Source organism: Micromonospora sp. NBC_00362 (genome assembly GCF_026342155.1).
GTDB classification, from domain to species: Bacteria; Actinomycetota; Actinomycetes; order Mycobacteriales; family Micromonosporaceae; genus Micromonospora; species Micromonospora hortensis.
On sequence record NZ_JAPENH010000001.1, the window covers coordinates 4598333 to 4623755 of the forward strand.

General features: G+C 69.3%; 23 protein-coding genes. 11 read left to right on the forward strand and 12 right to left on the reverse strand.

The genetic code is table 11. The features are described 5' to 3' along the window. Positions 1-15: 15 nt before the first annotated feature. Complete coding sequence (locus OG992_RS21140) at positions 16-1539, reverse strand: flotillin family protein (RefSeq protein ID WP_266304110.1); 1524 nt, start codon at positions 1537-1539, stop codon at positions 16-18. A gap of 28 nt (positions 1540-1567) precedes the next feature. Further along, complete coding sequence (locus OG992_RS21145) at positions 1568-2107, reverse strand: hypothetical protein (RefSeq protein WP_238687621.1); 540 nt, start codon at positions 2105-2107, stop codon at positions 1568-1570. Between the two features lie 116 nt (positions 2108-2223). On the opposite strand from OG992_RS21145, the gene OG992_RS21150 reads away from it, so the two are divergent. The 3 genes from OG992_RS21150 (at position 2224) to OG992_RS21160 (ending at position 3491) form a co-directional block, all read left to right on the forward strand. Then, entirely contained in the window at positions 2224-2703 is a 480-nt protein-coding gene (locus OG992_RS21150) for a methylated-DNA--[protein]-cysteine S-methyltransferase (protein ID WP_266304111.1), read from the forward strand. Positions 2704-2901: 198 nt separating this feature from the next. Beyond that, positions 2902-3108 carry a ribbon-helix-helix protein, CopG family gene (locus OG992_RS21155; protein ID WP_238687619.1) on the forward strand — a complete coding sequence of 69 codons (207 nt, stop codon included), beginning with the start codon at positions 2902-2904 and terminating at the stop codon, positions 3106-3108. A 38-nt stretch (positions 3109-3146) separates the two neighbouring features. Next, positions 3147-3491, forward strand: a complete 345-nt coding sequence (locus tag OG992_RS21160) for a hypothetical protein (RefSeq protein ID WP_266304112.1) — start codon at positions 3147-3149, stop codon at positions 3489-3491. A 62-nt stretch (positions 3492-3553) separates the two neighbouring features. Here OG992_RS21160 and OG992_RS21165 read toward each other — a convergent pair whose 3' ends face one another. Next, positions 3554-4633 carry an inositol-3-phosphate synthase gene (locus tag OG992_RS21165; protein ID WP_238687617.1) on the reverse strand — a complete coding sequence of 360 codons (1080 nt, stop codon included), beginning with the start codon at positions 4631-4633 and terminating at the stop codon, positions 3554-3556. A gap of 23 nt (positions 4634-4656) precedes the next feature. Beyond that, a complete protein-coding gene (locus tag OG992_RS21170; RefSeq protein WP_030331823.1) occupies positions 4657-5295 on the reverse strand; it encodes a PadR family transcriptional regulator in 639 nt (212 codons plus the stop codon). A 175-nt stretch (positions 5296-5470) separates the two neighbouring features. On the opposite strand from OG992_RS21170, the gene OG992_RS21175 reads away from it, so the two are divergent. Continuing rightward, positions 5471-5920 carry a DUF5318 domain-containing protein gene (locus OG992_RS21175; RefSeq protein WP_030487681.1) on the forward strand — a complete coding sequence of 150 codons (450 nt, stop codon included), beginning with the start codon at positions 5471-5473 and terminating at the stop codon, positions 5918-5920. A 139-nt stretch (positions 5921-6059) separates the two neighbouring features. Here OG992_RS21175 and OG992_RS21180 read toward each other — a convergent pair whose 3' ends face one another. Next, positions 6060-6746 (reverse strand): hypothetical protein, encoded by a 687-nt coding sequence (locus OG992_RS21180; RefSeq protein ID WP_238687616.1) that lies wholly within the window; start codon positions 6744-6746, stop codon positions 6060-6062. A 4-nt stretch (positions 6747-6750) separates the two neighbouring features. On the opposite strand from OG992_RS21180, the gene OG992_RS21185 reads away from it, so the two are divergent. Together OG992_RS21185 and OG992_RS21190 are read left to right on the forward strand one after the other, a co-directional pair. Then, entirely contained in the window at positions 6751-9045 is a 2295-nt protein-coding gene (locus OG992_RS21185) for a transglycosylase domain-containing protein (protein WP_238687615.1), read from the forward strand. 130 nt (positions 9046-9175) lie between these two features. Continuing rightward, positions 9176-10684: a glycosyltransferase family 87 protein gene (locus OG992_RS21190; RefSeq protein ID WP_238687614.1), complete on the forward strand. Its 1509-nt coding sequence runs from the start codon at positions 9176-9178 to the stop codon at positions 10682-10684. Positions 10685-10803: 119 nt separating this feature from the next. Here the strand turns inward: OG992_RS21190 and OG992_RS21195 are convergent, their stop codons facing one another. Both OG992_RS21195 and OG992_RS21200 read right to left on the reverse strand, forming a co-directional pair. Further along, on the reverse strand, positions 10804-12918 hold the full coding sequence (locus OG992_RS21195; protein WP_266304113.1) for a hypothetical protein: 2115 nt from the start codon (positions 12916-12918) through the stop codon (positions 10804-10806). Next, entirely contained in the window at positions 12915-13706 is a 792-nt protein-coding gene (locus OG992_RS21200; RefSeq protein WP_266304114.1) for a deoxyribonuclease IV, read from the reverse strand. Before OG992_RS21200 ends, OG992_RS21195 begins: the two co-directional genes overlap by 4 nt. Before the next feature lie 626 nt (positions 13707-14332). Between OG992_RS21200 and rpsF the strand changes: the two genes are divergently transcribed. From rpsF to rplI, 4 genes are all read left to right on the forward strand, one after another. Continuing rightward, entirely contained in the window at positions 14333-14623 is a 291-nt protein-coding gene (rpsF, locus tag OG992_RS21205) for a 30S ribosomal protein S6 (RefSeq protein ID WP_036391391.1), read from the forward strand. 80 nt (positions 14624-14703) lie between these two features. After that, a complete protein-coding gene (locus OG992_RS21210; protein ID WP_181518404.1) occupies positions 14704-15240 on the forward strand; it encodes a single-stranded DNA-binding protein in 537 nt (178 codons plus the stop codon). Continuing rightward, positions 15240-15521: a 30S ribosomal protein S18 gene (gene rpsR, locus OG992_RS21215; RefSeq protein WP_051723758.1), complete on the forward strand. Its 282-nt coding sequence runs from the start codon at positions 15240-15242 to the stop codon at positions 15519-15521. Before OG992_RS21210 ends, rpsR begins: the two co-directional genes overlap by 1 nt. Positions 15522-15535: 14 nt before the next feature. Further along, complete coding sequence (gene rplI / locus OG992_RS21220) at positions 15536-15982, forward strand: 50S ribosomal protein L9 (RefSeq protein ID WP_030487689.1); 447 nt, start codon at positions 15536-15538, stop codon at positions 15980-15982. A gap of 113 nt (positions 15983-16095) precedes the next feature. Here rplI and OG992_RS21225 read toward each other — a convergent pair whose 3' ends face one another. Further along, complete coding sequence (locus tag OG992_RS21225; RefSeq protein ID WP_238687611.1) at positions 16096-17649, reverse strand: hypothetical protein; 1554 nt, start codon at positions 17647-17649, stop codon at positions 16096-16098. A gap of 413 nt (positions 17650-18062) precedes the next feature. Here OG992_RS21225 and OG992_RS21230 point away from each other — a divergent pair, with 413 nt between their 5' ends. Further along, positions 18063-22145 (forward strand): replicative DNA helicase, encoded by a 4083-nt coding sequence (locus tag OG992_RS21230; RefSeq protein WP_323181957.1) that lies wholly within the window; start codon positions 18063-18065, stop codon positions 22143-22145. A gap of 23 nt (positions 22146-22168) precedes the next feature. Here the strand turns inward: OG992_RS21230 and OG992_RS21235 are convergent, their stop codons facing one another. From OG992_RS21235 to OG992_RS21250, 4 genes are all read right to left on the reverse strand, one after another. Beyond that, entirely contained in the window at positions 22169-22846 is a 678-nt protein-coding gene (locus OG992_RS21235) for a maleylpyruvate isomerase N-terminal domain-containing protein (RefSeq protein WP_266304116.1), read from the reverse strand. 105 nt (positions 22847-22951) lie between these two features. Next, positions 22952-23335 carry a zf-TFIIB domain-containing protein gene (locus tag OG992_RS21240; RefSeq protein WP_210782052.1) on the reverse strand — a complete coding sequence of 128 codons (384 nt, stop codon included), beginning with the start codon at positions 23333-23335 and terminating at the stop codon, positions 22952-22954. A gap of 22 nt (positions 23336-23357) precedes the next feature. Continuing rightward, complete coding sequence (locus tag OG992_RS21245; RefSeq protein ID WP_266304117.1) at positions 23358-23990, reverse strand: phosphoribosyltransferase; 633 nt, start codon at positions 23988-23990, stop codon at positions 23358-23360. Positions 23991-24031: 41 nt separating this feature from the next. Next, positions 24032-25381, reverse strand: a complete 1350-nt coding sequence (locus OG992_RS21250) for a glycosyltransferase family 87 protein (protein ID WP_266304118.1) — start codon at positions 25379-25381, stop codon at positions 24032-24034. Positions 25382-25423: the final 42 nt, after the last annotated feature.

Here is a 25423-nt window from a genome sequence, read left to right on the forward strand (position 1 = left end):
GCCGGTCCCTCGGGCTCAGCGCGAGACGGTGCTGCCGTCCACCGTGTCGACCCCGGTGGCCGGAGCGGTGGCGTCGGTCCGTCCGGCACCCAGCCGTGCCAGCAGGCCGGGCAGGTCGATCCCGGTGAGATCGCTGCCGAGCTGTAGGCCCTGGGCCACGTTGCCGGCCACCGACTTCGTGAGCGACGACGCGCCGTCGGTGGAGATGACCGTCATCTTGTCGATCGCTCCGATCGGCGCGCTGGCCGCCTCGACGACCTGCGGCAGCACCTTGACCAGCAGGTCCAGCACGGCCGCCTCTCCGTACGCGGCGAACGCCTCGGCCTTGCGCGCCATCGCGTCGGCCTCGGCCTCACCCTTGGCGAGGATGGCCGCGGCCTCGGCCTGGCCTTCCCGCTCCACGGCCTCGGCGATGGCGGAGCGTCGCCGCTGCTCGGCCTCACCCTCCTTGGCACCCTCGATGGCGTTGGCCTCGGCGAGCGCGGCCCGTCGGGCCCGCTCACCCTCACCGGTGAGGCGGGCCTGCTCGGCGGAGGCCTGCGCGGCGGCGATGACGGACTGACGCTGCGCGTCGGCGTGCAGCACCGCCGCTGCTCGGGACGCCTCGGCCTCCTGCTCCACCTTGTACCGGGCCGCGTCGGCCGGCTTGCGAACCTCGGTGTCGAGCTGGCGCTGCTTGAGTTCGGCGTTGCGCTCGGCCACCTTCTGCTGTTCGGAGAGGATCGCCTGGTCCCGCTCGGCCTGGGCGAGCGGTCCGGCCGCCGCGGACTTCGCTTTCGCCGCGTCGATCTCGGCCTGGATGCCGGCCTGCTTGAGGGCCAGGTTGCGGTTGGCCTCGGCGATGGCCTCCTCGGCGAGCAGCCGCTCCTGCTCGGCCTGCTGCCGGGCCCGGGCCTCGGCGATCGCCGCGTCCTTGAGCACCCGGGCGGCCTCGGGTCGGCCCAGGTCCTGAAGGTAGGAGCCTTCGGCGAGGATGTCCTGGAGCTGGAAGGTGTCCAACACCAGACCCTGGTTGGTCATCGAGTGTTCGGCCTCCTCGGCGACCGCGCTGGCGAACGCCGCCCGGTCCCGGATGACCTCCTCGACGGTGAGCCGGCCGACGATCGAGCGCAGCGCGCCGGCCAGCACCTCCCTGGTGAAGTTGTCGATCTCGTCCTGCTGGTGCAGGAACCGTTGTGCGGCGGCCCGGATCGCGTCCTCGGTGCCGCCGACCTTGACGATCGCCACACCGTGCAGGTCGGCGCGGATGCCCTGCTTGCTGACAGCGCCCCGGATGCCGACGTCGATCCGCCGGCTGGACAGGTCGAGCGACTGCAGCTTCTGCACCACCGGCAGCACGAAGACCGAGGCGCCCAGCACGACCTTCTGCCCGGAGTTGTCGGTGGACCGCCCACCGTCGGCGGTCTGGGTGGTGCGGCCCTTGCGACCGGTGACGATGAACGCCTCGTTCGGGCCGGCCACTTTGATCCGGGAGAGCACGAAGAACACCAGGATGAGCGCGAGGAGGACCGCGCCACCGATGGCGATGAGTAGGGCCATATGAGGAGTCCCGTCTATGAGGGGGAGATCAGTAGGTCTCTACGTGCACGCTGGTGTCGCTGAGCGCCTGCACGACGAAGACCTGGGCGCCGAGCGGGATCGGCTGGTCCGCGCGGGCGCTGAGCTTGACCGGTTGGCCGGCGAGGCGAATGCGGACCTCGCCGTACCCATTGGCCGGCACCGGGGTGACGACCAGGCCGAGCGCGCCGACCAGGTCGTCGCGGGTGGGGGTGGGGTCGGTGCGCATGTTCCGCGCCGCCCGACCCAGCCGGGACGCCAACCAGCCGGTGGGCACGGCTGCGAGCACGCCGCCGGCCACCGCCCCGACGACCATGCCGGGTGTACGAGCACCGAGCAGTTCGTTGACGATGGCCGCGCCGAACCCGAACGCCCCGGCGAAGCCGGCGACCGTCTCGATCGAGATCGGCCCGTCCACGTCGGCGTGCCCGAACTGGAACAGCTCGGTGCCGAGCAGGGCGAGCGCGAGCACACCGATGCCCGCCCCGCCGATGATCAGAAAGATGAGCGTTCCCGTTGCCACGACCTTGACGGTATCGACGCCGCGCAACGCCGAACGCCCTGGCAGGGCGTGAAGATGATCTACCGATGCGGGTCGGGAGTGACGCTCGGTCCGAGGCTGGTGGCCGGGCCGGCGAGAGAGTCCGCGTGGGGGAGAATAGGTGGATGCGCTGGGCCGTGCTCGACTCACCGATCGGTGAGTTCTCCGTCGCCACCGACGGCACGAGCGTCCGCGGTGCCCATTTCGGCCGGCTCGAGGGTGCCACCAACGAGCCCGGCGACGCGCTGTCCCGGCAGGCCGTCGACGAGCTGCGGGCGTACTTCGCCGGCGAGCTGACCGCGTTCACCGTCCCGGTTTCGGTGCCGCGCGGCTCCGACTTCGAGCGCGCTGTGTGGCGGGAGATGACGCGGATCCCGTACGGGGAGACGCTGACGTACGGCGAGGTGGCGCGCCTGGTCGGCGATGCCGGAGCTGCGCGGGCGGTGGGAGTGGCCTGCAACCGCAACCCGGTGCCGGTGATCGTGCCGTGTCACCGGATCGTCGGCGCGGGCGGCAAGCTGGTCGGCTTCGGTGGGGGCCTGCCCCGCAAGGTCAAGCTGCTGGAGTTGGAGGCCGGGGTCGCCCTGCGACACGCCTGGTCCTGACCCCGTCGGATGCTTCGCGGCGGATGGACATGTGATGGCTGTTGCACATTTCGATACCCCGTCCTCCGCGTCTGACTTTCACGCTCTGCCGTTGATCGGTGCGCGGCTTGCCAGCGGCAACCGAGATCAACGAATGAGGAGGTAGAGGCAGTGCCAAGCGTGGTTGACGTGCCACCGGAGGAGCTATACAAAAGTGGTATGGCCTTTACCCTGACGCTCAAGCCTGAAGTCGAACAGCGCCTCAAGGAGCTTGCCGAGGCCGAGCAGCGGTCCATGCACAAGACCGTCGAGGTGGCGATCCAGGCATATCTGGACCGCCGCGAGCGCGACGAGTGGACCCGTGGGGCGGTCAAGCGGGTGGAGGAGCGCAACGCGGAGTTCTACGAAATGCTCGGCGACCGGTGAGGCGCCGCTGGCCGGACGCGGAGGATCTACTGCTCCTGATGGCACAAAGCACCGGCCCACACACGGTCGTGCGCGACGGTGGCATCCTTTCCGCGGCTGCCGCCCGGCCACACGCCCATCTACTCAATGGTCCCGTCTATCCGACAACCCTGGATCAGGCTGCCGCGTTGCTCCACGGGATCATGCTCTGGCGTCCGCTTGACTTGTGGAACGCCGGGCTCGCCTGGAGGGCTGCGGACGTCCGTTTCGAACAGGCTGGGCTGATCCTCAACATGCCCGCGAAGGAGCGGATGGCAGTGACCGACGCGCTGGTCAGTGGCGAGGTCGACTCGATTGACGAGCTGGCGCTGCGGCTGTCGCCGTACCTGGAGATGTCGAGCTGAACGCGGCGAAGGGCCGGGTCCGCACGGACCCGGCCCTTCCACGTGCGTGATGATTCAGCGCGTCAGCGCGTGACCTCACCGGCGATGAACTCCTCGACGGCCTGGTGGGCGTCGTGGTCGGCGTACTGCACCGGCGGGGACTTCATGAAGTACGACGAGGCCGACAGGATCGGGCCGCCGATCTTCCGGTCCAGGGCGATCTTCGCGGCCCGGACCGCGTCGATGATGACGCCGGCCGAGTTCGGCGAGTCCCACACCTCGAGCTTGAGCTCGGCGTTGAGGGGGGTGTCACCGAACGAGCGGCCCTCCAGGCGGATGTACGCCCACTTGCGGTCGTCCAGCCACGGCACGTGGTCCGACGGGCCGATGTGCACGTCGCTCTTGCTCATCTCGTGCGGGATCTGCGAGGTGACCGACTGGGTCTTCGAGATCTTCTTCGAGACCAGCCGCTTGCGCTCCAGCATGTTCATGAAGTCCATGTTGCCGCCGAAGTTGAGCTGGTACGTGCGCAGCAGCTCGACGCCGCGGTCCTCGAAGAGCTTCGCGAGGGCGCGGTGCACGATGGTGGCGCCGACCTGGCTCTTGATGTCGTCACCGACGATCGGCAGGCCCGCGTCCTCGAACTTCTTGGCCCACTCGGGGTCGGAGGCGATGAAGACCGGCAGGGCGTTGACGAACGCGCAGCCGGCGTCGATCGCGGCCTGGGCGTAGAACTTGGCGGCCTGCTCGGAGCCGACCGGGAGGTAGCAGACGACGACGTCGACCCGCGCGTCGCGCAGCGCCTGCGTCACGTCGACCGGCGTGGCGTCGGACTCCTCGACGATCTCGCGGTAGTACTGGCCCAGACCGTCGAAGGTCGGACCGCGCTGCACGCTGACGCCGGTCGGCGGCACGTCGCAGAGCTTGATGGTGTTGTTCTCGCTGGCGACGATCGCCTCCGCGAGGTCCATGCCCACCTTCTTGGCGTCCACGTCGAATGCCGCGACGAACTCCACGGCGTTGACGTGGTAGTCGCCGAAGGCGACGTGCATGAGACCCGGGACGCGGTCGTTCGGGTTGGCGTTCCGGTAGTACTCGACGCCCTGAACCAGGGACGAGGCGCAGTTACCCACACCGACGATGGCGACGCGGACGGAGCCCATAGCGTCTGCCTCCTTCTTTTCTGTCACGGCCGCTCATTCCTGGTCTCTCCAGGCGGAGGCGGGCTGTTGTCTTCTCGTCGGCCGCCGGCTGTCCCGATGTTCGGGACCGTCGGGGCTCGGCCGGAGCGCTCGTTGGCGATGAGCTCCTCCAGCCAGCGGACCTCGCGCTCACAGGCATCAAGGCCGTGGCGCTGCAGTTCCAGCGTGTAAGCGTCGAGGCGCTCGGCCGCCCGGCCCAGCACGTCGCGAAGCCCTTCGCGACGCTCCTCGATCTTGCGGCGGCGACCCTCCAGAATGCGCAGTCGGGTCGCCTGGTCGGTTCGGGCGAAGAACGCGAAGTGCACCCCGAAGCCCGTGTCGTCGTACGTCTCGGGTCCGGCTTGTGCGATCAACTGGGCGAAGCGTTCCTTGCCTTCCGCGGTGATTTTGTAGACCACCCGACCTCGTCGGCTGGTCAGCGCGGGAACCTCCTCGGCAGTGGCGGGTGTCTCAGCAGCTTCGGTGATCCATCCCGCCGCCTGCAGCCTGCGTAGCGTGGGATAGAGCGAGCCGTAGCTGATCGCCGCCCGGATCGCGCCGAGTTTGGCGGTCAGCTCCTTGCGCAGCTCATAGCCGTGCATCGGAGACTCCTGCAGGAGGCCGAGGATGGCGAACTCGAGCACTGGCCACCCTCTCTTTACCCTCCGGCGTGGAGCGGTAACCGCCGCGATGTATCGGACCGATACATCGCACGTTAGCGGTTCGCGTGGGCCAGGGCAAACCCCCGCACCGAGATGCTGTCGTCACGGATTGTGAGCGTGGTCGCCTGCTCCGGTCGGACCGCGTACCCTTCTCCGCATGCGTACGCAGCGCCAGGTCGTCGACTACTCGCTTCAGAAGCGAGCAGTGCTGCGTGAGCTCCTGGCCGGCCGGGTCGGCACATACGACGTCTGCGACGCGTCGCCGTACCTGAAGAACGCCGCTCGGTTCCACGGAGAGCCGACGGACCGGCGCTGCCCGATCTGCCGCAGCGAAAACCTGACCCTGGTCCACTACATTTACGGTGACGAACTCAAGCAGTCCGCTGGCCAGGCTCGGACACTGACCGAGTTGCCAGTGCTGGCGATGACGCTGCGTGAGTTTCAGGTCTTCGTGGTGGAGGTGTGCCTCGGTTGTGACTGGAACCATCTCGTCGAGCAGTACCTGCTCGGCCGGGACGGTCTCACCGGCGACAGCGACGGCACGAGCGAGCAGGACGCGGCGGGCGCCGAAGGCGCCGGTCGGCGGAGGCGAGAGGCGCAACGGTGATCTCAGCTGGTTGGACCGGCCCCGGGGCCGTAGACGAAACCCGGGACGGTCAACCGCTTGTTGGCCCGATTGGCCCGATTGATACGACAATGACCCCGCTCGCCCGGCGCCCCCGTGCCGGCAGCCGGGGTGAAGCAACTCACGGCAACCCGGTGGCGGCGCAGTCGCGCCCCACCGCGACCGGCAGGGTGTGAGGAATGAACTCGTACGGTGATCCCAGTTCTGCGCGCGGGCGGGCCCAGTACTCGGGTCCGGACGGTGACCCCGGACCGGGCGCGGACGACGCGTACCGCCGGCCCGGCGGTGACTCCGGCGGGAGCGGCTGGTCAGCCTCGGAGGGCGGCGCGGCAACCCCGGGCCGTGCCTCGGTGACGCCCCGGGCGACCGGCGGTCGCGCCACGGTCGGCGGTTCGGCCTCGGTGCCGCCGCGTGGCAGCGCGGCGGCCGGGTCCGCCTCGGTGGGTTCGGCAGCCAACGGCAGGGCCGGTCGGGCCTCGGTGCCGGTGTCGCCGGCACCGGGTGTGGCCGCTGGCCGTGCTGGCGCCGGTCGGGCCTCCGTGCCCGTCTCTCCCGCGCCGGGTGCGCCAGCAGGTCGGGCCTCGGTCGGTGCCGCCGCCGTCGGTGCGGCCTCGGTCGGCAGCGCCTCAGCAGGCCGGGCCAGCGTCGGCTCCGCGTCGGTCGGTGGTCGTGCGGCGGTCGCCCGAGCGAGCGTCTCACCGGTCTCCGGTGGACCGGGCGGCCCTGGGGGACCCGGTGGTCCGGGTGGTCCCGGTCGGGGCGGCCGTGGTCCGGGTGACTCGGGCGCGGCGCGGGCGAAGAAGCGCAAGCGAATGAACCTGCTGATCGCCGGGTTCGCCGTCTTCATCATGCTCGCCGGAATCGGCGTGGTCGGGTTCACCTACTACTCGACGAGCGTCGTGCTCCCGGACGAGATCACCCCGCCGCAGGCGACCACCCTGTACGCCTTCGACAACAAGACGATCATCGCCAAGGTGGGCGATCAGAACCGAACCCTGGTCACCATCGACCAGATTCCGGAGTACGTGCAGAACGCGGTTGCCGCAGCCGAGGACCGGAACTTCTACCGCCACTCCGGTGTGGACTACAAGGGCATTGCCCGCGCCGGCTGGAACAACCTCTCCGGCGGCGACAAGCAGGGCGCCTCGACCATCACCCAGCAGTACGCGCGTAACGCCTACGACAACCTGAAGGACGACACGTACGCCCGGAAGGTGAAGGAGGCGATCTTCGCCTCCAAGCTCAACGACGAGTACACGAAGCCGCAGATCATGCAGCACTACCTCAACGTGATCTACTTCGGCCGGGGCGCCTACGGCATCGAGGCTGCGGCGCAGACCTACTTCGGCAAGTCGGTGGGCAAGCTCAATCCGGCCGAGGGTGCCGTCCTCGCGGCTCTGATCAAGCAGCCAGAACCCAGCTCCACCCACCAGGGGTACGACCCGGCGATCAATCCGACAGCGGCCCAGGATCGCTGGACCTACGTGATCGAGGGCATGGTCAAGGAGGGCTGGCTCGGTGTGCCCGGCAAGGAACCGCGTCCTGCTGAGTACCCGATAAAGGCCATCAAGGCCCCGAAGAAGGGCGGCATCGGCGTCGACTTCGGCGTCGACACCCCGTACGGCAATGTCATCAACTACGTCCGGCAGGAGATGCGGGACAGGGGCATCTGCGTCGAGAAGGACACGGAGGTGACAGATACCAAGCCGCTGTGTTCCCAGGCGCTGATGGCCGGCGGTTATCGGATCCGCACCACTGTGGACACCAAGATGCAGGCGGCGGCGGTCGAGACGGCCCAGCGCAAGTCCAAGGGCTCCGAGTTGGCTGATCAGCCGTCCAACCTCATGGCCGCGGTGGTGGCGATCGACCCCACAAACGGTCGGGTCGTCGCGTACTACGGCGGTGACAACGGCACCGGCACCGACTACGCCGGCAAGAACACCGACTCCAGTGGCACGATCAGCGGCGGTCACTCGCCAGGTTCAAGCTTCAAGATCTACACCCTGGCGGCGGCGCTCAAGGAGAAGAAGGCGCTCGAGTCCCGGTGGAAGGGCAGGGCCTTCAAGCCGGAAGGCACCGAGTTCAAGGTCAGCAACGCGGGCGACGACAACCCCGACTGCGGTAACTCCTGCACCCTCAAGGTGTCCACCCTCAAGTCCCTGAACGTGCCGTTCTACTACGTCACCGAGGAGATCGGCGCGGACAAGGTCGTCGACATGGCCAAGCAGGCCGGCGTCACCACCATGTGGCGCACGGACACCAACCCGGCCAAGGCCTACGACCTGACCAAGACCGACCCGAAGGACATCACGCCGGAGCCGTTCTTCAACGTCGTCGGTTACGGCCAGTACCCGATCACCGTGCTGGACCACGCCAACGGCGTCGCCACCTTCGCCAACGGGGGCGTCTACAACAAGGCCCACTTCCTCTACTCGGTGGAGAAGCAGAACCCGAACACCGGTAAGTGGGACAAGATCTACAGCGAGAAGCTCGACTCGAAGCGGCGAATCGACAAGGGCGTCGTGGACGACGTGACGTCCGTGCTGAAGGACTACCCGGCCGCCGTCAACCACCGGCTCGACGACGGTCGCAAGGCGGCCTCCAAGACCGGTACCTGGGAGCTCAAGGGCGACAGCAGGGACAACGGCGACGCCTGGATGGTCGGTTACACGCCGCAGTTGGCCACCGCAGTGTGGGTGGGCAACGTGCGAGACCGGAAGCCGCTCATCCTCAAGGACAAGCGGAAGGTCAGTGGTGGAAACCTCCCAGGCGACATCTGGGAGCGGTTCATGGACGAGGCGCTGAAGGGCAAGCCCAAGGTCGACTTCCCGCCGGCCCAGAACGTCGGCGATCCGGATTCCGGAAACGGTGAAGCCCCGCCGCCCCCGCCGCCGCCACCCAACCCGGGGGGTCAGCCCGGCCAGGGCACCCCCTGTAACCCGCTGATCGACATCTTCTGCAACCCTGGGGGCAACAACCCTGGCGGTAACCCTGGGGGCAACCCCGGCGGTAACCCCGGCGGCAATCCAGGAGGCAATCCCGGCGGCGGCGGAACCGGTGGTGGCGGCGGAGGCCTGTTACCCGGGCTGCCACCCAACCGAGACTGACCCGCACCAGCACACGACGACACCGCCGCCGGCCGGACGACCTGTCCCGGGCCGGCGGCGGCGTTTTCGTACCCCGAACTCCGCGCCGCGCCGGGACGGGCACCCCTGTCGTACGGCAGGATGCCTCTTCATGAGCACCCAGTCGACGCCCGGCATCGACGACGCCGGAACCACCGATCACCCGTCCCGCTCCGACGGGTTCGTCCGCGGCGTCTCCAGCGTCATCGGCGGACCGCTCGGCGACCACGCGACAGCGCTGGACCGGCCGGCCGGTGGGGAGCGTCGCTTCTGGACCCCCGTGCGGATCGTGCTGGCGCTGGTGTGCCTCACACTCGCGCTGCACTGGGTGCAGAAATCGCCCTGCCAGAACGGCGCTTGGCAGAACAACGTCCAGTACACCCGGTTCTGCTACACCGACGTCCTTGCCCTCTACTACGCCGAAGGGCTCAATGAGGGCAAGGTGCCCTACCGCGACCACCCGGTCGAGTACCCGGTGCTGACCGGCTATTTCATGGGCGCGCTGGGCCTGCCGGTGCACGCCATCGGTGAGGGCGACCCGAGCATCAACCAGGTCCAGTGGTTCTACAACCTCAACGCGCTGGTGCTGGGTGCGCTCGCGGTGGCCACGGTGGGGGTGATCCTGGCGTTGCGCCGCCGACGACCCTGGGACGCGGCGCTGTTCGCACTCGCCCCGGCGTTGGTGCTCACCGCCACAGTCAACTGGGACCTGCTCGCCATCGGGCTGGCCGCCTTCGGCCTCCTGGCCTGGGCCCGAAAACGACCGGCGGCGGCCGGCGTGCTGCTCGGGCTCGCCGGCGCGGCGAAGCTCTGGCCGTTGTTCCTGCTCGGGCCGATCCTCATCCTCGCGCTGCGAGCCGACCGGATACGTGCCGCGCTCATTGCCATCGGGACGGCGATCGCGGCCGTGGTGCTGGTGAACCTGCCGGCCGCAAGGGCGTACCCGGAGAACTGGGACCGGTTCTTCGAGCTGAACACCACCCGACCGATCGACTGGGGCACGCTCTGGTACATCGGTCGCTACCTGGACGGCAAAGTCGGCAACGACCCCGCCAAGCTCGGCCCGTTCGAGTGGCTCAACGCCAACATCCCCACCCTCAACACCATCTCGTACGCGCTGTTCGGGCTTGCCTGCCTCGGTGTCGCGGTGCTGGCGCTGCGGGCGCCGCGCCGACCGCGGCTGGGTCAGCTCGCCTTCCTGGTGGTCGCCGCGTTCCTCATCTTCAGCAAGGTCTGGTCGCAGCAGTTCGTGCTCTGGCTGCTCCCGCTGGTGGTGCTGGCCCGACCGAAGTGGGGCGCGTTCCTGGCCTGGCAGATCGCCGAGGTCTGCTACTTCGTCGCCTTCTACGGGGAACTGCTCGGCGCGGCAACCAGCCGTCCGGTCTTCCCGGAAGGGGTGTTCGTGCTGGCCTCGACGCTGCGACTGGCCACCGTGGTGGTGCTCTGCGTCTTCGTCGTCAAGGAGATCCTGCACCCCGAGCAGGACGCGGTGCGGGCCACCTACCCGGACGACCCGGACGGTGGCGTTCTCGACGGCGCTCCGGACGCCCCCTGGATAGACCGCTGGCGCCGCACCACGACGACCAGCGAACAAGCACCGGTACCGGTGCCCACGACCTGACCCTAAGGCCACCGCGGCCGGCACCACGTCAGGGTTTTCGGGGGAGCCCCGCCCGGCGCAGGGATCAAGCCTGACCGCCCGGAGCCGGGTGGGCTCCCCCGAAAACCCGCCCTAAAGCTTCACAGGCGATAGACGACGGCGTCGCCGACCTCCTGCCGGCTGATGCCGAGCGACTCGACGGGCGCGTCGATGTTGATCTCCCATGGTGTGCCGGCCACCTGACCGCGCAGCAACACCACTGTGCGAACGCCGAGCGTGCGCAGGTAGTCGACGCTCGTCTGGTCCGGGAACGACTGGCTCACCCGACGGACGTCGTCGAGCTGGCGCGGCGTGAAGCCGCTACCGCCGTTGACCACGTCGGGGAACCCGCTGGTCGACCAGAGCATCACGTGCTGGTCCAGGCTCTGATTGCTGGGCAGCACCAACAGCGGACCCTCCGCCGAACGCATCGCCGCCGGCTGGGTCGGCACCACCGGGTGTGGGGTGGTGTTCAGGCCCTCGACGGTGACCAGCAGCAACGGCAGCAGGGTGGCCATCCGCAGCCACGGCCCCGGCCACGACGGGATCCGTTGCGCGGTCAACTCGCGGACCCGGTCGGTGAGCGCGGTGACCGCGCCCGCCGCGAGCAGGCCGAGCAACAACGTGGTCCAGAGCATCAACCGCCCGGGGGTACGCAGCCCGCTCCAACCCGGCAGATGCTCGAAGAGGGGCACGTAGGTGAAGGTGCCGTCGAAGAAACGGGTGCCCATGGCGAAGGCCATCGTCACCAGCACCCCGGCGAGCAGCAGCAGCCGGTGCCGCAGCCGCCACACCGAGAAGAGCAACCCGCCCGCGGCGAGCGCGTAGAGCACGAAGCCCGGCAGCAGGGTCATCTCCGGGTGCCACGGCAGCGCTGCCCGGGCGCCCTCGTGCAGCCCACCCCAGATCCGCGACTCCCCGGGCGCCGTCACGAAGCCCGACGCCGGTGGCGAGAAGAGGCTGATGTCGCCGACGGTGCGCTCGGCGTACGGGTGCAGCTCGGTCACCTTGAAGAACGGGAACGCCATCAGCAGACCGACACCGGCGAACAACACCCCGCCGAGCACGTCGGCGACGAACAACCGGCGACCGAACGGAACGGCCTGCCCGGTGCGCAACCGCCGCGCGATGAACAGGACGGCGGCAACCAGCACCGCGCCGGCCAGGAAGTACGCGAAGGGCAGCCCGATACCGAAGCCGAGGCTGAGTTGCCAGGCTGCCACCAGCCAACCGGCGTAGACCCAACCGTCATGCCGGCGCTCCGGCCGGTAGCCGTGTCGGAGGGACCACCCGTGCCCGCGCGCCAACATCGCCAGCGCCAGCGGAATGCCACCGTTGGAGAGCACGTGCAGGTGACCGGCCTGGGCCAGCAGCCACGGCGCGTAGGTGTAGCTCACCCCCGCGACGGCCGCACCGATCCGGCCGGCCCCGAGCTGTCGGGCCAGCGCGTACGCCCCGAGAGTGGCGAGCGCGTGCGCCAGCACGAACATGATGTTGTAGCGCAGCACGGCGTCCTCGGGACCGCTGCCGAGCATTCCGGCCGGGGCGTACCCGAGCAGAGTGTCGGAGAACGCGAAGCTCCACAGCTCGGGGAAGAACGTGTTGGACTGCCACAGCCGTGCCGGCTCGGCCAGCAGGATGTGCCCCGACCAGGCCATCTGCCAGGCTTGCAGGCTCGGGTCCCAGTAGTCCTGAGGAAGGGTGTAGCGCGGATAGCGCAGCGTCGGCCAGGTCATCAACACGGCCAGTGCCAACGAGCCGAGGGCGGCCAGGGTCCATTCGTGGATCAGGAACCGACCGACCGCCCGGCCCACCCGACTGAAGATGGAGGGCTTCGGCTCAGGGGCGGAGGCGAATGCCTCCCAACGCTCCGGGCCGACCGGGTTCGCCTCGCTGTCGGCCTTATCCGTACCGTCGGTTTTGTCCGCCTTCGCGCCCTTGGCCGGGTCGCCGTTCTTGGCCGGCTCGCTGTCCTTGGCTGGTTTGTCGGCCTTGATCGCGCCGCTGTCCTTGGCCGGGTCGCTGTCCTTGACCGCGTCGGTCCCCTTGGCAGTGCTGTCGCTGGCCGCGGTGGCGCCCTCGGCGGCATCCTGCTTGTTCGCGGCGTTCTGCTGGGTGGGGGTGCCGGCCGCGGCTGTGGTGGCGGCTTGGCTCTCGGCGGTCGCGCCGGTGGGGGTGGGCCGGGCGTTGCCGGTCCCGGGCTGTCCGCTCGTCATGCCGCCGGGCTCTTCGCTCCGAGCTGCTCACGCAGGAAGTCGATGTCGGCAGCCTGGCCTGTCACACCGCCCGGTGTCTCGACGACCACCGGCGCGCCGGCTGCCCGGATCACCGCCACCACAAGCTCCGGGTCGATCGTCCCGCCGTCCAGGTTGTCGTGACGGTCCTGGCCCGAGTTGAACGCGCCCTTGGAGTTGTTGGCGTGCACCAGGTCGATCCGCCCGGTGATCGCCTTGACCCGGTCGACCAGGCCGAGCAGCTCCTCGCCGCCCGCGTACGCGTGGCAGGTGTCCAGGCAGAAGCCGACCTCGTACTCACCGATGGCGTCCCAGAGTCGGGCGAGCGCGTCCAGCCGCCGGGCGCAGGAGTTGTCGCCGCCGGCGGTGTTCTCGATCAGGACCGGTACGCCGAAGCCGCCGGAGTCCGCCGCGTACGCGAACGTCTTGCGCCAGTTGTCGAAGCCGACGGCCAGGTCGTCGCCGGCGTTGACGTGCCCACCGTGGACGATCAGGCCCTTGGCGCCGATGGCGGTGGCCGCGTTGGCGTGCCCGAGCAGCAGCTTGCGGCTCGGGATCCGGATGCGGTTGTTGAGCGTGGCCACGTTGATGACGTACGGCGCGTGCACGTAGAGGTCGACCTCGGCGGCGCGTAGCCGCTCGGCATCTTCGCGAGGCTTGGGCGCCTTCCAACCCTGTGGGTCGGCGAGGAAGAACTGCACGGTCTCGGCGGACCGGGCGGCCGCCTCCGCCAGCGGGTCGGTCGAGTCGACGTGGGCTCCGATACGCATGCGAGCGAGCCTACGTCGCGCCCCCGACCGGCGGAGCGACGGTCGGGGCGGTGTCGCGTCACCGGAGGGACCGACGATCGTTGATGGGTTTGAACCGGCGACCACTCCCGGTGTCGCCAGCGGCGCGAGCGTCGCACGGCGACCGACGGTCGACGGCCGACAGCGAGGTCACCCCCGCGGCGCGGCCCGGCGCAGCGGGGGCGACCCCCATCGCACAGCGGATACCGAGCGACGACGAATCTCCGAAAATTGTGCTTTTCCCCCCGACAAGGTACGAGTGCTGTTGTATCGTCAGATAACAACACGATAAAGCTCCGCGGGGCGTCTTCGGTCCAACCTCATCGGTGTGGTCGTTCCTCCCCAGGTCCCACCCAAGGAATGCGGACCGGACGCCCCGCGGCCTCGTAGACGGGGGTCCACCACCGGCCAATTGACGGTCGGACGGTGGGCCCCCGTCGGCTCGTCCGGGTCCGGACCCGACCACCCCGGGCATGATCGTTGGGACCGGGTATCCTGGTCAGGTTGTCCGCGTCCGGCCGGGTTCCCTCGGCGCGTGCGGACGACGACACAAGACCTCCTGCCACGGAAGGACCGTGGCCGCTTAGCCCACAGGAGGTGAGCACGTCTTGCGTCACTACGAACTAATGGTCATCCTCGACTCCAGCCTCGAGGAGCGCACCGTCGCACCGTCGCTCGACACGTACCTGAACGTGATTCGGACCGCGGGTGGCTCGGTTGAGAAGACCGACGTGTGGGGCCGTCGGCGCCTCGCGTACGAGATCAACAAAAAGGCCGAAGGCATCTACGCCGTCATCGACCTGCAGGCCACGCCTGCTGCGGTGGCCGAGCTGGACCGTCAGCTCCGGCTCAACGAGTCCGTGCTGCGCACCAAGGTCATCCGACCGGAAATGCGCTAGAGCATCCAACCCCGGTTCGTCCGGATCAGCCTCCGCGACTCTGTCGTACGGCTCTGCGAGCCTGTACGACGAGACGCTGAGTGCGCGAGGAGATGGTCATGGCAGGAGACACCACCATCACGGTCATCGGCAATCTGACCGATGACCCCGAGTTGCGGTTCACCCCCTCCGGGGCTGCGGTCGCCAAGTTCCGAGTCGCTTCGACGCCCCGTTTCATGGACAAGGCGTCGAACGAATGGAAGGACGGCGAGCCGCTGTTCCTCGCATGCACCGTGTGGCGGCAGGCCGCCGAGCACGTCGCCGAGTCGCTGCAGCGTGGCGCTCGGGTGATCGTGTCGGGCCGGCTGCGTCAGCGGTCTTACGAGACCCGCGAGGGTGAGAAGCGCACTGTCATCGAGCTTGAGGTCGACGAGATCGGCCCGTCGCTGCGCTACGCCACGGCGAAGGTGCAGAAGATGTCCCGCTCCGGCGGTGGCGGCGGCGGCTTCGGTGGCGGCGGTGGCGGTGGCAACCAGGGCGGCGGCGGAGGCAACTTCGACGACCCCTGGGCTTCGGCTGCTCCTTCTCCCGCGCGTGCCGGTTCGGGCGCCAATTTTGACGAGGAGCCACCGTTCTAATGGCGCCTAGCGCTCGCGATCGCAAACCAGGAGCACGTGCTACGGCCAAGGCTGCGGCACTGCGCAAGCCCAAGAAGAAGGTGAACCCGCTCGACAAGGACGGGATCGCCTACATCGATTACAAGGACACCGCGCTGCTGCGCAAGTTCATCTCCGATCGCGGCAAGATCCGCGCTCGTCGGGTGACCGGCGTGACCTCGCAGCAGCAGCGGCAGATCGCCCGTGCGGTCAAGAACGCCCGTGAGATGGCGCTCCTGCCATACACGGCCACCACCCGCTGAGAGGAGGCACCGATATGAAGATCATCCTGACTCAGGAAGTGTCCGGCCTCGGTGCCCCGGGCGACATCGTCGAGGTCAAGAACGGCTACGGCCGTAACTACCTGCTGCCGCAGGGCTTCGCGATCGTCTGGACCAAGGGCGCGGAAAAGCAGGTCACGGTCATCAAGCGGGCCCGTGGGGCCCGCGAGATCCGCGACCTCGACCACGCCAACGAGGTCAAGGCTCAGCTCGAGGGTCTCAAGGTCAACCTGAAGGTCCGCGCCGGCGACGGCGGACGGCTCTTCGGCTCGGTCACCCCGGCCGAGATCGTCGACGCCGTCAAGGCCGCTAGCGGCCCGGTCCTCGATCGTCGCCGGCTGGAGGTGCCCGGTCACATCAAGTCGATCGGCGCCTACCCGGTGAAGATCAAGCTGCACCCTGAGGTGACCGCGTCGTTCAACCTGAACGTCGTTCAGGGCTGACGTCCGCAACACCACCACGAGGGCCCGCACCGAGCAATCGGTGCGGGCCCTCGTGCGTACATCGTCCGACCTGGCGCAGCCCGGCCACGATGGTCCGGCGGCTCGCAGCCGTGTCACCCGATGGGCTGGCCCGTCACCGCGCTGATCAGCACAGTGGAGAGGCCACCGCCCACGACCGCGGCGGCAACCGCGATGGTGGCCGAGCGCCACGTCGTACCCACCCGCCGCAGCAGCGCCGCCACCACCAGACTGCTCACCAGCGCCAAACCGAAGCGCGGCGAACCAGCCAGTAGTGACTCCAGTGCCCGGGACCGGGCGGACTCACACCCGCCCCCGCTGATGTCGGTCACACAACCAGCCGGCGCCTGGCTGTCCAGCGTCAACAGCCAAACGAAGATCAGCATCGCCGGCACCAGGTAACAGGCCGCCGTGTACAGCAGAGGCCGGACGGACCCACCCGGATCCGGGTCCAGCAGGTCGTCCTCCAGACGCCGCGCCCAGGCACCAGTGGCCGCCGACTCGACCCGCCGACGTACCGACGCCGTTCCCACCGCCGGCCGGTCCGCCCGACGCCGGGGCGTACCCGCACGCGGTGCGCCCGAACGCGGCGCGGGCGCGCTGCGCGGCCGTGGGGCGGTGTATCCCACCACCGGCGACCGGGGTGCCGACGTCGTCGGATCCATCCAACGCGGGTCGTCATCGGCCAACCGGGTGCCGGACCAGAACCCGTCTTCCCGGCTCGGCCACCCCTCGGCCGCCACCGGACGATCGGAGCGCGGCGCCACCGTACGGTCCCACTGGTCGTCCTCGATCGCGGACCGCTCCCACTGGCCAGTGCGGTCCGACCGTTCCCAGCCACCGACGCTCTCCACCGCCGACCACTGCCCGCTCAGGTCCCCGCCGTCCGCGCCGGCCGTCGGCGGCCACGCGTGCACGCCAGAGGCGTCCCACGGGTCCACCGCAGGCGGGTACGACGGTTCGGGCTCCGCCGCCCGGTCCGATCCGCGGGCCCACGGGTCGGCCGCCGGACGGGACCAGGACTCCTCCGCCGCACGGCGGCTACGCCGGCTGGGACGGCTCGGCTCCTGATCCGGCACCTGCTCGCTCGGGGCGGACTCCGGCTCCCCGCCCGACCAGATCACCTGCGGACGGCCAACGGGCGCGCGGCGGGGACGCCGGTCCGAGACAGCGCCGGAGACCGGCTCGTCCTCCCCGGCGTCGGCCCGCCGGCGGCCGGAGTACCCCTGGTCCTGTGGACGGTCGAGCGTCCACTCCCGGGTGTGGTCCGAGTCTGGCGCCGGGCCGATCGCTGCCTGCTCCCGCCGACGCGGCTCGCTGCCCCGCCGCCGACCACTCGACGACTCGGCGGACCGTCGGCCTGCCCCGGAGATCGGCCGCTCGGGCTCGTCCTCGTCGTCGTCCGGTGCCGCGTGGCGACCACCGCCGTCCGCGTGCCGGACCCCTGACTCCAGCGCCCACCGGGGCAGGTAGGCGTCGACAGGCTCGTCCTGGCCGCGGTCCAACGCACGCCGCCGGCTGGAGGTGCGGTAGCGCCCGTCCTCGTCGTACGGATCAACCGGAACGGACGCCGCGCGCTCACCCCACGAGGCGGTTGGCTGGCGCTCGCGCGGGCTGCCATCGCCGCGTCCCCAGTCCCGGTAATTCACGGCCGGAGTGTGACCCTTCTGAACCGAAAGCGGAATCCGCTGTCCAGGTGTAGCCGTTCGCTGGAGATAGTACGGGACGATCGTGTCACAGGCCCGACCGAAATATTCTCCTCCACAGGCTGGGGAGCATGTCTTCGCAGGTCAACGGCTTATAGCCGAGAATTCCCCAATGGTTATCCACAGGCTGTGCACACGCTGCGCACATGCTGTCCACCGGGATCCACAGGTTGTCCCGAGGCTCGTCCACCGGCGTTGTTGAGTCTCTGACCTCGGGGTCCGTATGGTTGGCCCTCGACCGCCGGCGATGGCCCCCGATCGACCGGCCCGGTCGGACGGAAGTGTCGTACCCCAGCGGTAGAGCTGGGGTTGGATCCGGCGCAGTGGAGGGGGGACCCGTGTCGGTCACCGACGACATGCGGGCAGAGCCGCGCTCCGGCGGAGGCCAGTCACCCGCACAGCGGGATGGCCAGTTCGACAAGACCCCGCCACAGGACGTCGCGGCCGAGCAGTGCGTCATCGGCGGCATGCTGCTCTCCAAGGACGCCATCGCCGACGTCGTCGAGATCCTCAAGACCAACGACTTCTACCGGCCGGTGCACGCCACCATCTTCGACGTCATCCTCGACATCTACGGTCGGGGTGAGCCGGCCGACTCGATCACCGTCGCGGCGGCGCTCGCCGACTCCGGGGATCTGGTACGCATCGGTGGCGCGCCGTACCTGCACACGCTCATCGCCAGCGTGCCCACCGCCGCCAACGCCGCGTACTACGCCCGCATCGTCAGCGAGCGGGCGGTGCTGCGCCGACTGGTCGAGGCCGGCACGAAGATCGTGCAGCTGGGCTACGGCACCGCCAGCGGCGGCAGCCGTGACGTGGACGACGTCGTCGACCTCGCCCAGCAGGCCGTGTACGACGTCACCGAACGGCGGGTCAGCGAGGACTTCGCGATCCTGGCCGACATGCTGCAGCCGACGCTGGACGAGATCGAGGCGGTGGGGGCGACCGGCGGCATGATGACCGGCGTGCCGACCGGCTTCAGCGACCTGGACCGACTGCTCAACGGCCTGCACGCCGGACAGTTGATCATCGTGGCCGGAAGGCCGGGTTTGGGCAAGGCGCTCGCGCTCGACACCCCACTGCCGACCCCGGATGGCTGGACCACCATGGGCGAGGTCAAGGCGGGTGATCAGCTGCTGGCTGCGGACGGCTCTCCGACCACTGTCACACACGCCTTCGACGTGATGCACGACCGTCCCTGCTACGAGGTCGAGTTCTCGGACGGCACCGTCATAGTGGCGGACGCTGAGCACCTGTGGAAGACGACCACGCGGGCGATCCGGCGGCAGGAACCGGCGCGGCAGAGGCGGCACTGGCCCGAATCGTCGCTGGCCAACGTGCGTGCGGCACACGAGCGGCTGAGCTCTCTGGGGAACCAGCCGATCACGCTCTTCGACACGATCGAGCAGGTTGGGCCGGAGTTCCGGCATGTCCTGCACACCGTCGCCCGCGAGGTCGGGTCGGTTGGTCGGATCAGCCGTCCCATAGTCCGCAACGGCAAGCCACAGAACTGGACTGCACCGGGCTATCCGGCCAGTCCGCTTCTGGGCAGGCTTCTTCGACGAGCCGAGCGGGAGGTCAATGCCGGCAGCCGGGCCGACCACGACGGCGTTGTCACCACCGCCCAGATCGCGGCCACGCTGCGTACTGACACCGCCCAGCGACGGCTCAACCATGCCGTACGCAACTGCGCTCCCATCCAACTCCCGGACCGTGAGCTGCTGGTCCCGCCCTACACCTTGGGAACATGGCTCGGTGACGGGCACAGCGACGCCAGCCGCTTCACCACGGCAGATCCGGAGATGGTCGCGCACGTCGAGGCGGACGGCTTCGTCGTGCGGCCCAGCGGGCCGATGGTCTACACGATTCTGCTGCCGCCCGCGTCCGCTGCTCCGGGAAACGGTGTCTGCGGGGACTGCGGCGTTTCCACCAGGGCATTGCGTGAAAATCCGGCGACGAGGAAGTGTGCCGACTGCCGTCACCGGAACGGTTCATTCCTCGGGCTGTTGCGTCAGGTCGGGGTAGCGGGAAACAAGCACATCCCGGGCGTCTACCTGCGCGCCTCGGAGGCTCAACGCAGGGCGTTGCTCGCTGGGCTGATGGACACCGATGGGACCGTCGCCCCCTCCGGCAACTTGCAGTACACGTCGACCTCGAAGCGGCTGGCTGATGACGTACGCGAACTCGTCGTCAGCCTCGGCTACCGCTGCACGGTCAACGCGAAGCCGGTGCGCGGCCGCACCTCCGAGCCGTCGATCGCGTACACGCTGAACTTCTCCACCCCGGACGTCATCTTCCGGCTCAGGCGGAAGCAGGATGCACACACCGAACGCCGCCGCACCACCTCCGACGTTCGAACGACCTCGCGGTTCATCGTCGACGTCCGGCCGGTCCCCAGCGTTCCGGTGCGGTGCGTGACAGTCGATAACGACGAACACCTGTACCTGGCCAGCCGGGCGATGATCCCTACCCACAACAGCACGGCCAGCATGGACTTTGCCCGAAATGCTGCTATTCGCGCCAACCAGGCGGCTGCGATCTTCTCGCTGGAAATGAGCAAGGTCGAGATCGTCATGCGACTGCTGTCCGCCGAGGCGCGGGTGCCGCTGCACGTGCTGCGCAGCGGTCAGCTCTCCGACGACGACTGGACCAAGCTGGCCCGGTGCATGGGTGAGATCAGCGAGGCGCCGCTCTTCGTCGACGACACGCCGAGCATGAACCTGATGGAGATCCGGGCCAAGGCTCGGCGGCTCAAGCAGCGGCACGATCTCAAGATGATCGTGGTCGACTATCTCCAGCTGATGACCTCGCCGAAGCGCACCGAGAGTCGTCAGCAGGAGGTCGCCGACCTGTCCCGTGGCCTCAAGCTGTTGGCCAAGGAGGTCGAGTGCCCGGTGATCGCGGTCAGTCAGCTGAACCGTGGCCCCGAGCAGCGCACCGACAAGCGACCCCAGCTGTCCGATCTTCGTGAGTCGGGCTGCCTTACTGCGGAGACCCGAGTGGTACGCGCGGATGACAACACCGAGATCACGCTCGGTGAGCTGTTGTCCAGCGGTGCAAAGGACATCCCGGTCTGGGCGTTGGACGAGAGCCTTCGCTATACGCCTCGCACCATGACTCACGTTTTCCCGAGCGGCACCCGCGAGGTGTTCCGGCTGACCCTCGCGTCGGGCAAGCAGATCGACGCAACAGGGAATCATCCCTTCCTTGCGTTCACCGGCTGGTTGCCACTCGGTGAGTTGTCGCCCGGAGACCGCATCGCTACGCCGCGACACCTACCGCCTCCAATGGTCACCCGCCCGTGGGTCGACGCCGAGGTGGTCATGTTGGCGCACCTGTTGGGCGACGGGTCCTTCGTGCGGCACCAACCCATCCGGTACGCGAGTTGTGATGAGCTGAACCTGCAGGCCGTGACCGAAGCAGCGAAGCACTTCGGGATTTCCGCCGTCCGCGACGACTATGCGGCTGCGAGGGTGACAACCCTCCGCCTGCCAGCGCCCTATCCTCTGGCTCGCGGTCGGCGTAACCCGATCGCGTCTTGGTTGGACGAGTTGGGCCTCTTCGGTCTGAGGTCACACGAGAAGTTCCTCCCTTCTGCCGTCTTCAGCCTGCCCAAGGAACAGATCACCAGCTTCTTGCGGCACCTCTGGGCCACGGACGGTTCGGTGACCGTCAACGGCACGGGCCGCGGAGGGCGCGTCTATTTCGCGTCCACGAGCCGACGAATGCTCGAGGACATCTCTCGACTGCTCCTCAGGTACGGCATTACAGCCCGGCTGCGGGCCGTACCAGTCGTGGGACATCGCCCTCAGTACACGCTCGACATCTCCGGTCGGGACGACCAGTTGAGGTTCCTGCGCGAGATTGGCGTCTACGGGCAGCGCTCGGAGGGCTGCGCTGCTCTGCTTGCTGCTCTGGAGTCGACGGAGAGCAACACCAACGTTGACACCGTGCCGCGCGAGGTGTGGACCAGGGTAAAGGAAATCTTGGTCGAGCAAGGGATGACCCACCGTGAGTTCGCGGCTGCCATCGGCACCCAGTTCTGTGGCAGCGCCCTCTGGAAGCGCGCGCCCAGTCGTTCCCGGCTGGCGGCGATCGCCACCGTCCTCAATGCGGCCGACCTCGACTTGCACGCGACCAACGACATCTTCTGGGACTCGATAGTGTCCATCGAGTCGCTCGGTGAACAAGAAGTGTTCGACGCGACTGTGCTCGGGAAGCACAACTTCATCGCCAATGGCATCGCTACCCACAACTCGATCGAGCAAGATGCCGATGTTGTTATCCTTCTGCACCGCGACGACTACTACGACAAGGAGTCGCCGCGGGCCGGGGAGGCGGATTTTATTGTTGCCAAGCATCGAAATGGACCCACCGACACCGTGACCGTCGCGGCGCAGCTGCACCTGTCCCGCTTCGTCGACATGGCCATCGGCTGACCGACGCGGCAACCCGTCGTCGGTCAGCCGAGCAGTGGGAACCAGCCTGCCGACTCGCCCAGTTCCAGCCGGTCCCGGTCGGTCAGCGGTACGCGCCCGGTAGCCTTCAGCAGGAAGTCGTGGTCGTCCCATGCGCTGGGTCGAACGGTGTCGTCGCTGAGCAGGCCGTCCATGGTCGCTACCGCGACGCGTACCGCCACTGGGCCGGGCGGCGGCGCGTCGGGCAGTTCCAGCGTCAGGTCCAGGTGGTGGACGGCGGCCTCGGTGGTCAGGGTGGCGAGGAAATCCGGTACGCGCAGCACGTGTCCCTGGGTGGTCACGTACCCCTCGGGGTCGGCTGACGTGGCGGCGCGGACCGCCGCCGGCGCGGTGTCCCGCCAGAGTTGGACGATCCCGGTCGGACGGTCGAAGGCGGCAGCCGATCGGCGGACCCACCAGGCGTGCCGGGCGGCCTCGTCGTCGCTGGCGGGAAAGTCACGCCAGTAGCTCACGTCGTCGACGTCGGCGGGACCGTCGACGGGGCTGGCCAGGGTGACGAGTGCCCGCTGGGCGTCGCCGAGCACGTGCAGGAGCAGATCGGCGATGAGCCAGCCACGGCAGCGGGTTGCTCGTTGCAGGCCGGCGTCGTCCAGGCGGCCGACCACCGCGGTGATCCCGTCGTAAGCCTGGGCCAGCGCCTCGTCCGGTCGGATCGCGGTCATGCGAATCAGCCTCGCATGAAGGATCGCCCCCGCCAACGATCAATGGCCCGGGTGGTGTGCCCGGGCCGACGCGTGGATCGACCCGGGCGGAACGTCGGCTCCGGCTCAGCCGAACATGTCGTCGAGGAAGCCCTTGCGCTTCTTCTGCCGGTAGTGGCCGTGGTAGCCGTGGTGCTGTTGCTGCTGGTGGCCGTACGCCGGCTGCGGCGGGTAGCCGTGGGCGGGCGGGGGCGGCGGCGGGACGGCGCCGTAACCGGGCTGGTGCGCCGGGGGCGGCGGGGGCGGGTAGCCGGCCGGCTGCTGCGCGGGCTGCCCTGGCGCGCCGCCAGCCTGTTGGCGGCTCCAGTTGGCCTCCGCCTCGAACAGCTTCTCCAGCTCGCCGCGGTCCAGGAAGATGCCTCGGCACTCCCCGCACTGGTCGATGACGACGCCGCTGCGCTCGTACTGGCGCATTTCTCCGTGACACTTGGGACAGGTGAGGCTACTCATCGCCCGACGGTACCCGTTGTTCCTATGCAGTTGCTGTGAGCGCCTCGGTGACTTCTTCGTCGGACACCTCGTGGAAATCGTCGTAGTAGACGCTGACCGCGCCGAAGTCCGCCGGGCGTTGCGGGCAGATGACCTGGTCGGCCTCGGCGGCGAGCAGTTCGTACGCCTCCTGCGCGCCGACCGGGACCGCGACTACGACGCGGTGTGCCCCGAGTTGGCGGACGACCTCGACGGCGACGCGGGCGGTTGCGCCGGTGGCGAGGCCGTCGTCGACGATCACGGCCGTCCGCCCGGTGAGGTCCACCTGTGGGCGGTCGCCCCGGTAGAGCCGTTCCCGGCGCTCCAGTTCGGCCTGCTCCCGATGGCGGACCTCAGCGATGTCGTCGCTGCTGAGTCGGCTGGCCACCGCGTCGTTGAGCACCTGGACACCGCCGGGCCCGAGTGCGCCGAAGGCGACCTCCCGAGCCCACGGCATGCCGAGCTTGCGGACGACGAGCACGTCCAGTGGTGCGCCGAGGCGTTCGGCGACGACGCGGGCGACCGGCACGCCACCACGGACGAGGCCCAGGACGACGATGTCCGGTTCGCCGATGAGCGCGGTGAGCCGTTCGGAGAGGACCCGGCCGGCGTCGGCCCGGTCGCGGTACGTGGTCATGCCTTCAGGTCTACGCCCTGACGCGCCGTTCCGCTCGGAAGTTACGCCGAAGTGGTCCGACCGGACCGCTCATCGGCAACCGCGGCGGTCGGTGTGTCGCCAGCGCGGTGCAGGGCGGGAGCCCAGGTCAGCAGGGCCAGTGGGTACAGCAGGTAGCCGAAGCGGGTCGAGGGCATCAGGGCGATGGCGGCGAGCAGCCCGTACCCGCAGATGAGCGCGGTGGCGACGGCGGTGCGGGGCGGGCGGCGGGCGAGCCGGACGGCGATGGCCACTCCGGCGGCGACCAGCAGCCCGGCGGCGATCAGCCGGCCGGCGGGTAGCGCGTTGGCGATCAGGTAGCCGGGGAACGGGGACTGCGCTGGGCTGGTGACCAGCCCGTGGCCGAGGGGGAAGCGCAGCACGTTCTCGGTGAGGGCATCGCGGTCCACCAGCAGCGCCGGTAGTAGTGCGGCGATGGGCAGTCCGATCGCGCCGATGGCGACTTGGGTGCCGGCGCGTCGGGTCAGGCCCCAGACGATCAGGACCAGGGCGACCGGCCAGGCGAACAGCTTCAGCGCGCCGGCGAGTCCGACCGCGAGGCCGGCCCGGCCGGGTCGGTCGGCGGCGGCGAACGCGAGGGCCAGCAGGCAGAGCGCGAGTACGGGTAGGTCGTCGCCGCCGGTGGCGAGGGTGAGGGCACAGATCGGCAGTACGGTGGCGGCCTGCACGCCGCGCAGCAGGGCGGCGTCCCGCCGGTGGGTCGCGGAGCTGGTGGCCTGGCCGGTGGTGGCGGGTGTTCTGCGCAGGGCGACCACGGCCAGAGCGAGGGCCAGCGCGGTGCCCACCGCGAACCAGACCCGGGAGTCGGTCCACCAACTGTCGAGCAGTGCTCTGGGTAGGCCGAAAACCGCCATGCCGGGCTGGTACGGGGTGTAGCCCATCAGTTGCTCGCCAGGTGGCAGGGCGGCGATGGCGTCGGGTCCGAGGTACGGCGTCCCGTGTTCCAGGAGGCGACTGCCGGCCTGCTCGACGACCAGCACCTCCTCCTGGGCCCGGTCGGTGCGTCCACCGGCGCGGTCGATGCTCTGCCAGGCCAGGGGCAGCAGTGTGGTGGTGGCCCAGGCGAAACCGGTGACCGCCCAGCGGGCTGGCAGACCGGTCAGCGGGGAGGACGGAGAACGTCGACGCAGCAGAAGTTGGGCGATCACCGTCAGCGTCGCGAGCAGATAGCCGACGGCGGCGACAGCGCCCCAGGCGCGGTGCGGCAGCAGGGTCGACGTCACTGCGGTGATCGCGGCGAAGGTGGCCGACACGGCGTAGAGGCCCAGGTCGAGGGCGAGTCCGCCGGCGGCGTCGTCGAGCGTGCGCCAGTGCCAGCGACTGCGGTGGGCGGTCGGGTCGTCGACGATCACGCGCGACAGTCTGGCAGACCGGGCTGGCCGGGCAGTGGGGCG

What these genes read in the sequence shown, in the direction of transcription:
- OG992_RS21195 (WP_266304113.1), bottom strand. Translation starts at nt 12,918, where the DNA reads ATGACGAGCGGACAGCCCGGGACCGGCAACGCCCGGCCCACCCCCACC.
- OG992_RS21190 (WP_238687614.1), top strand. Translation starts at nt 9,176, where the DNA reads ATGAGCACCCAGTCGACGCCCGGCATCGACGACGCCGGAACCACCGAT.
- OG992_RS21240 (WP_210782052.1), bottom strand. Translation starts at nt 23,335, where the DNA reads ATGAGTAGCCTCACCTGTCCCAAGTGTCACGGAGAAATGCGCCAGTAC.
- OG992_RS21235 (WP_266304116.1), bottom strand. Translation starts at nt 22,846, where the DNA reads ATGACCGCGATCCGACCGGACGAGGCGCTGGCCCAGGCTTACGACGGG.
- OG992_RS21200 (WP_266304114.1), bottom strand. Translation starts at nt 13,706, where the DNA reads ATGCGTATCGGAGCCCACGTCGACTCGACCGACCCGCTGGCGGAGGCG.
- OG992_RS21160 (WP_266304112.1), top strand. Translation starts at nt 3,147, where the DNA reads ATGGCACAAAGCACCGGCCCACACACGGTCGTGCGCGACGGTGGCATC.
- OG992_RS21165 (WP_238687617.1), bottom strand. Translation starts at nt 4,633, where the DNA reads ATGGGCTCCGTCCGCGTCGCCATCGTCGGTGTGGGTAACTGCGCCTCG.
- rpsR (WP_051723758.1), top strand. Translation starts at nt 15,240, where the DNA reads ATGGCGCCTAGCGCTCGCGATCGCAAACCAGGAGCACGTGCTACGGCC.
- OG992_RS21175 (WP_030487681.1), top strand. Translation starts at nt 5,471, where the DNA reads ATGCGTACGCAGCGCCAGGTCGTCGACTACTCGCTTCAGAAGCGAGCA.
- OG992_RS21150 (WP_266304111.1), top strand. Translation starts at nt 2,224, where the DNA reads ATGCGCTGGGCCGTGCTCGACTCACCGATCGGTGAGTTCTCCGTCGCC.
- OG992_RS21155 (WP_238687619.1), top strand. Translation starts at nt 2,902, where the DNA reads ATGGCCTTTACCCTGACGCTCAAGCCTGAAGTCGAACAGCGCCTCAAG.
- OG992_RS21140 (WP_266304110.1), bottom strand. Translation starts at nt 1,539, where the DNA reads ATGGCCCTACTCATCGCCATCGGTGGCGCGGTCCTCCTCGCGCTCATC.
- OG992_RS21245 (WP_266304117.1), bottom strand. Translation starts at nt 23,990, where the DNA reads ATGACCACGTACCGCGACCGGGCCGACGCCGGCCGGGTCCTCTCCGAA.
- OG992_RS21185 (WP_238687615.1), top strand. Translation starts at nt 6,751, where the DNA reads ATGAACCTGCTGATCGCCGGGTTCGCCGTCTTCATCATGCTCGCCGGA.
- OG992_RS21230 (WP_323181957.1), top strand. Translation starts at nt 18,063, where the DNA reads ATGCGGGCAGAGCCGCGCTCCGGCGGAGGCCAGTCACCCGCACAGCGG.
- rplI (WP_030487689.1), top strand. Translation starts at nt 15,536, where the DNA reads ATGAAGATCATCCTGACTCAGGAAGTGTCCGGCCTCGGTGCCCCGGGC.